This is a genomic window from Ochrobactrum chromiisoli (assembly GCF_026241335.1).
GTDB classification, from domain to species: domain Bacteria; phylum Pseudomonadota; class Alphaproteobacteria; order Rhizobiales; family Rhizobiaceae; genus Brucella; species Brucella chromiisoli.
In genome coordinates, this window is sequence record NZ_JAPHAV010000003.1 from 285,051 (window position 1) to 291,631 (window position 6,581).

The window sequence follows — 6,581 nt, forward strand, 5'->3', positions numbered from 1 at the left end:
TCGGCGTTTAACTGGAACGTCGAGGGTTTAGAGATATTTCCTCAACCAGCCGGTCGCAAGCTCCATCACAGCGCCTCTGGCGCGCTGCGAGAGCGTACCAATTGCGACGTCCTGCGCCGTATATAGCGGTATTTCCTGAACCACATTGCCGTTTAACTCAAATTGCATGGTTCCGACTTGTGTGTCTGCATCGACCGGCGCGTTTAACGGACCTTCGTAAGTGATGCGTGCTTTGAGCTTGTCGCGCCCCTCCTTTGGGAGCAACAATTCAACGCTATCTTTCACTTTCAGCGGGACACTGGACGCCGAACCGCCGAAAACCTGTGCTGCACCGATCTCATCGTTCGCCATATAAATATTGATGGCATCAAAGGAGGTCATACCCCACTGAATGAGCTTTTTGGCCTCTTCTTCACGCTCTTTGGTGCTGGTTAAGCCACTCATGGCCAAAAAAAGCCGTCGCCCATTCTGTTTTGCTGACCCTACAAGCGCGTACCCCGATGCCTCCGTATAACCCGTCGCCATGCCATCGGCACCAATATCGAGCCGCAAGAGCGGGTTTCGATTGCGTTGCATGATCTTGTTCCAGGTAAATGCTTCCTGTGCATAATAAGTGTAAGCCTCTGGATGCGCACTGTAGATATGTCGCGCAAGCTTTATGAGATCAGAGAGCGTTACGGTCTGTCCGTCCGCCGGCAATCCGGTGGCGTTGACGAAATGCGAGCCGGTAAGCCCCAATTCTTGCGCTCGTTCATTCATTTTCTTTGAAAAGGCGGCCTCATCACCGGACAAGCCTTCGGCAAGAATGATCGCACCATCATTGGCTGCCTGAACAATCATGCCCTGAAGAAGATCGGCGACAGTTGGTGTCGATTTGAGCGCCGCAAACATGGTGGACGTCCGCGACGGTGCACCACCAGTACGCCACGCATATTCCGTGACTGGATAGGCGGTTTCGAGCGTTGTTTCGCCTTTTTTAAGCGCCTCAAAAACAACCTCCGCCGTCATCAGCTTGGCAAGTGACGCTGGTGGAATTTTCAAATCCGGATTTTTGGAAAGAAGAACCGTGCCACTTTTATCGTCCAACAAAAGGACCTGCGGCGCTTTGGTGGCGAACTCTGCCGGTACAGTCTGCGCATAGCTTGGCAAAGCGAAAAGAAACGAAACGGCAACCGCCGTTACAAACTTCACGCTTTTAGGCCGTTGCATCCTACCCTCGTCATTTTCGAATGAAGCCACGCGGTATTTGCAGCTGGAATCAATCGGCACGAACGACAAAAGCGTCGCTCGCTCCAGCCTTCCATGCTGCACGAAGCAGATCGTCGTTGTTGCCATTTTGGGCAAATGCCGTCAGTTCGTAAACATCGCCCTGCTCTGTCGGTGTTTTCGTGCGCGTGACGCGCGCAGACCGAGGCAGGGATTTCTGAAGCTTCAACGCATCTTCCAGCGTATTAAACGTGCCCAGTTCAACATATTCACGCGGCTCTTCCGCGTCTTTGCGCTTCCATGCGTTCGAAATCGCACTTTCAGTCAAAATACTGCCGTAAGTGCGTTCTTCTGCATAGGCAGATGCCGCCAAACGATCAGAAGCATACCCCAATCCACCAATATTTGCGGCTGTAGCAACACCAAAGCTATGAGCCGGACGCTGTGACGGAACGGGAACACTCGCGGGTAACAAAGGCATATCACCATCGCCATAAGCCTGATTGACTTCAAACGGTGATGATTGCGGAATAGGCATAGCCGCAATGCCTGCCGGTGTTGGTGTCGGTGCATTCATTGCCATCATGACGCCTGTGGCTGGCTGTCCGATCGGATCAGCATTGCCTGGTCGATAGGATGCCATCAGATAGGCATCATCCTGCCCGTCAAGCGGAGCGCGTCCAACATATTCCACCTTCACGTCAGCAGTACCATGATGCTGGTAATCCAGCATCTCAGCCGCCTTTTGCGACAGATCAATAACGCGATCACGCTCGAATGGTCCGCGATCATTCACACGAACGATGATCGAGCTACCATTATACATATTGGTAACGCGCGCATAGCTTGGCAGCGGCATCGTTGGATGCGCTGCTGTCAAATGCGTCATGTCATAGATTTCGCCATTGGCGGTCAACCGGCCATGAAAAGCGCTGCCATACCAGGAAGCGCGACCCGTTGAGGCATAATTCTTGTTCTCTTTCGGATAATACCAGCGGCCTTTAACCTGATAGGGTTTGCCAATCTGATCACGCCCACCGCCACGCGGCAGCGGTTTGCCCTGAACACTGGTGACACGGGGACTGGCTTTGACGCCATATTTGGATTCAGCAAAATATTCTTTTGGGTGCTTTTTCTTCGATTTTGGCTGTGGAGCACTTGCACAGCCTGCAAGAGCAAGAGCCAGCGCAACAAAGGTCAACATCGCAGCCGGTGCACGCTTATCGCGCCTTATCGACAGTTCCGCACTTTCAGCACGGTTTCGCCACCCGTTAGAACTCATACGCCATACGCCCGCAATTTTTCGTTGATCGAGAGATCGAACTTATCTTTTAGAAAATAGTGATGTCACTGAATTATTGACGGATCATTAAAGCTTTTGCAAATCCCTATAATGAGTCGTCAGCTATCCGCATATTTCTGACACATCCAACAGGGAACTTTCGGTTTGCCTGCGCGTTGATTTTTCAACATGAAGGAGAAACAAAATGTTCCGAGCTCTTATCCTCTGGCTTCTTGGCGTACCATTCATCGCAGTTCTGTTTATCTGGTATTTTTTCTTCTGATGATGGAACACTGGGGGGCATTGAGCGTTATATTGACGGCTCTTCTGACCTCCGAGCCAATCACCTAACGTCATGAATTGGGCCCGTTCTTTCAAGAGCGGGCCATTTTTTGTGAATTTAAAATGATGCAGGCCGATAGGCGCGGATCACCTCGCGGTGCAGGCGAAAATGCGCGGGCGTCCAGGTCGTAAGTTCACCATCTGTGTTGACCGGACGCGGTTTTTTTGTGCGAATAATGACTTCCTGTGTTGGAAAAGCGCGCACATCATCCCATTTCGACTGGGTTCCCTGACGCAGGCTGGGAAGCAGACGCAGCAACTCCCACCAACCATCAACTTCCAAACTGTAAAAATCGAGTTTGCCGTCATCAATGGCTGCGTCTTTTTGGACAGCCATACCGCCGCCATAAAATTTGCCATTCCCAACCGATACCTGAAGCGTCTTGATCGTTTCGGTCATCCCATCATGCTCAAGATAGGCTGTGAACAATTCCGAACGCATGAGAATACGGCCTGCCGCAATCGCATAGCCGAATTTGCCCCATTTTTTCTTGGCATCAGAACTGAGTTGTTGTGCAAGCTCTGCACTAAAGCCAATACTGGCGACATTGAAATAAAGGTGGCCATTGACCTCACCAAGATCAATTGGATGTGGATGATAGGTGAGCAATTGCCGTGTTGCCTCAATGGGATTGGCAGGAATGCCAATCGTGCGGGCGAAATCGTTGGCCGTACCAAACGGCAATATGGCAAGCGGCAGTTTCGTTTCGACGAGCCCTCGCGCTGCTGCGTTTAGCGTACCATCGCCACCGCCAATAATAACCATGTCCACATCGGCGTTCGCACGAATAACATCCGAAATGGTTTCATCGCCCCGGACTGTCTTCTCGATGAGAGCAAGGTTTCCACGTTCGAGTATCGCGCGCATAACCGCATTGAACCCTTTGCCATTGCGGGCTTTTGGATTGACAATCAGCAATGCACGGCGCTTGGAGGATGTGGCCATAGGTTTCCGTTGGAATTTTTAAATTGAGGTATTGAACAGCGCAAATGGCGATGGATTTTCGGATATCAATGGGAAGGCTTATGAATTCTTTTTAACGCTTTTAATGGTTAAACGTCACAGCCCTGCAATGGGCGTGAAAAGCCCTGCGCATAGCCGGGGACAGTTCACATAGAGTTTTCTTGTTTGTGATGTTGATAATGTAGATATTCATAATATGAAGATATTCTTATTTGTTTTGGCTATTGCTGCTTTTCTTGTGTTTGGCTGCTATTTGCAGACGCATTTTGGCGCGTGGCAATAGACAGTTTCATAAAATGACGCGACGGTCGAAATTAAGATTGATCCTAAGACTGGCGAATCTGTCCGCAGCTCGAATCTAAAACGAGCGGCGTTTATGTTAGGGCGCCGCTTTTTCTGCCAAATTCACGCCTGCACAGAAGCGGTAAATTTAAAATGGCAGCAAAATGACTGCATTTTCCACAGTTATGAGCCTAAATTAGAATTATCCCAACTTTTTTATCATCTTACGTGCGGAAACGATTGACGCTGACCAAGTTCCCGAATACATGAGCAGCGTTCCTGATCGAAAGACATCAGAACAATGCGCGGGTGTAGCTCAGTTGGTTAGAGTGCCGGCCTGTCACGCCGGAGGTCGCGGGTTCGAGCCCCGTCACTCGCGCCATTCCTCTCTTAGCAGAGGAATGTTTGGAACTAAATTTCTTTATCTCACCGATGCAGTTATTGCTTATGCAAAAAAAAGCAGCCCATAGGCCGCTTAACTCGGAGCGTTTTGAAATCTTAGAGCATCTCCTGTTCTGATTGAAACGCTGAAAATACGTGATCTGTTTGCCTTAACGGGACCGAAACAAGAGCAGTTATAAATCATACAACAAGCTCAAACGGATGAAGACCATACAGGAGCGCGCCATCAGATGCCGCACTCGTAGTCGTTATGCGGTTAAATCAGAAAGCCATAATCAGGTTCTCATCATTTCGAAATAAGTGCACAATTCATCTCTATTTCTAGCCGGTGCAAAGACAAGCTGCTCCCCAATTCTGTGCATTCCCAATTTCATTAGGAGATTATGAGAAATGGTATTCTCGGTTTGCGCGCCTGCTCGCATTGAATGTACTCTCAATCCTTCAAAGCAAGCTGCAATTAGTCCTTGGGCGGCTTCATAGCCCAATCCCATGCCATGAACTTCTTCAGAGAGCCAGTAGCCGATTTCGCCAACTCGCTTTCCATCAAACTCTTCAAAATCTACTTTGATCCATCCAATGACCTGATTGTCAGCTTGGTTCACGATTACGAGTGGAAGCGTACGCTGTTCTGCATGACCAGTGAGGGCTTTATCAATTATCTTTTCAGCAGCTTTTTGTGTAAGAGGATATGGCCAAGCGGCCACCCACCGGCTAATCGCAGGCGTCATTAATTTTTGCAGTGCCGCGCTATCTGATACCGTGACCAGACGCAACTCCAAGCGCTCAGTAAGCTTTTTGAACGATTGCCAGCATTCATTTGTCATCAATTTTCCCAACATTTTTAACAGCCCCCTTGTCGCGTATGACCGTTTGTCGAGTGGTCACAAATTTTCGAGTTATAGCTGAAATATGTATGCCTGCTACAAAATCAGCGTGCACGTCCTGTTTCTGTTTATCCCAAGTGTCGATGGACACCCTAAATTTTTCCGTTCAGACTTGACTTGCTTGAGGCCATACTGCGTGCGTTCAATTAGCCGATCGCGCTCGAACTGAGCGCCTGCGTTGAGAACATTCATAGTCATTGTACCGGCTGACTGGTTAGATCAGAACCACCCAAAGCGAGGCAGTAAAAATACATCTGAAGACAGCCATATCTCGCGATCGCATCCAATCAAGACCACTGAAAAAACTACCCGGCCGCGCTGTCAAGGCTGACGAGCAAGCGGACGAACGCGCCAGAGCATTGCGCTATCTCCGCCGCTTTCTCCAAATGCATGGCAGCACCAATACCAGCGGAGAGAAACTTAGTTTGCACTTCCTCGAAGTTGGTAAGCGTCAGAAGTGTACCAGGCCGTACCGCGACTGAAAAACATTTTCCGACACAATGAAAAACATGCGCGCAGGACCGTCATTCTTGAAACGCGACCACCGTAGCATGGCATAGGTGATCCCACCTGCCCAGAAAGCATTCCAGACCTGATCAACTATTGAGCGAATTTCACCTGTGAACATGCTTCAATTTCCACCTGCTATTCCGAATCGAATTTGACATTACGCCAGTGCGTTATGTTAAAGAATACATCTCGAAATCTGGGGGGCTGTGTCAGAATAATATGAGTTCCAATGAAGCGTTCGGTCGTGTCGTAAAGATTTTCATCACAGGGCAAGATCCGCGCAGTCTTCGCACTGTCGAGCTCGACAACTGGACAGGCGTTGCTATCACGGGGCAACCCGAGTTCTTCAAGCGAGCGCTTCAGGATGAAGTCCTTAGCCGTTCGTGCGTTTATCTTCTCATCAGATCTGGCGCTGAGGATGATTTGCCCGCAATTTATGTTGGTGAAAGTGACGACTTCTCGCAACGCTATACGAACAGCAAGTTTCCAATCGCGTTTGATACCTTCCTGATCTTCACCAGCAAGGACGACAATCTGACGCGTGCCCACGTCAAATGGCTGGAAGAGAAGCTCTGGGCTATTTTAGAGCGTTTCCCTTTCAAGTTGGATCATATCCGCACGAGTTGAAGTAATTCTGAGCCTCTTGCGGTTCGATGAGTTCAACCATCTTACCGATGCGGTCCCAGAGCCCATTGACTGTTCTCTCGGC

Annotated in this window: 6 protein-coding genes, 1 tRNA gene and 1 pseudogene; 2 read left to right on the plus strand and 6 right to left on the minus strand. The window is 49.5% G+C overall.

Annotation, left to right across the window (positions count from 1 at the left end):
* Positions 1 to 27: 27 nt before the first annotated feature.
* From OPR82_RS10540 to OPR82_RS10550, 3 genes are all read right to left on the minus strand, one after another.
* Positions 28 to 1,209: a D-alanyl-D-alanine carboxypeptidase family protein gene (locus OPR82_RS10540; protein ID WP_265984751.1), complete on the minus strand. Its 1,182-nt coding sequence runs from the start codon at positions 1,207 to 1,209 to the stop codon at positions 28 to 30.
* A 49-nt stretch (positions 1,210 to 1,258) separates the two neighbouring features.
* Entirely contained in the window at positions 1,259 to 2,488 is a 1,230-nt protein-coding gene (locus OPR82_RS10545; protein ID WP_265984736.1) for a septal ring lytic transglycosylase RlpA family protein, read from the minus strand.
* A 400-nt stretch (positions 2,489 to 2,888) separates the two neighbouring features.
* On the minus strand, positions 2,889 to 3,776 hold the full coding sequence (locus OPR82_RS10550) for a lipid kinase (RefSeq protein WP_265984737.1): 888 nt from the start codon (positions 3,774 to 3,776) through the stop codon (positions 2,889 to 2,891).
* A 605-nt stretch (positions 3,777 to 4,381) separates the two neighbouring features.
* On the opposite strand from OPR82_RS10550, the gene OPR82_RS10555 reads away from it, so the two are divergent.
* Positions 4,382 to 4,458: transfer RNA gene (locus OPR82_RS10555), tRNA-Asp, on the plus strand.
* 295 nt (positions 4,459 to 4,753) lie between these two features.
* On the opposite strand, the gene OPR82_RS10560 is transcribed toward OPR82_RS10555, so the two are convergent.
* Both OPR82_RS10560 and OPR82_RS10565 read right to left on the minus strand, forming a co-directional pair.
* Complete coding sequence (locus OPR82_RS10560) at positions 4,754 to 5,302, minus strand: GNAT family N-acetyltransferase (RefSeq protein WP_265984738.1); 549 nt, start codon at positions 5,300 to 5,302, stop codon at positions 4,754 to 4,756.
* A 511-nt stretch (positions 5,303 to 5,813) separates the two neighbouring features.
* Positions 5,814 to 5,990, minus strand: a complete 177-nt coding sequence (locus OPR82_RS10565) for a hypothetical protein (RefSeq protein WP_265984739.1) — start codon at positions 5,988 to 5,990, stop codon at positions 5,814 to 5,816.
* A gap of 101 nt (positions 5,991 to 6,091) precedes the next feature.
* On the opposite strand from OPR82_RS10565, the gene OPR82_RS10570 reads away from it, so the two are divergent.
* The gene (locus OPR82_RS10570; protein WP_265984740.1) at positions 6,092 to 6,499 is read left to right on the plus strand and encodes a GIY-YIG nuclease family protein; all 408 of its coding nucleotides are present in this window, start codon (positions 6,092 to 6,094) and stop codon (positions 6,497 to 6,499) included.
* Here the strand turns inward: OPR82_RS10570 and OPR82_RS10575 are convergent.
* Positions 6,471 to 6,581: pseudogene (locus OPR82_RS10575) on the minus strand (IS630 family transposase); the annotation flags it as partial. The gene OPR82_RS10570 and the pseudogene OPR82_RS10575 sit on opposite strands and share 29 nt — an antisense overlap.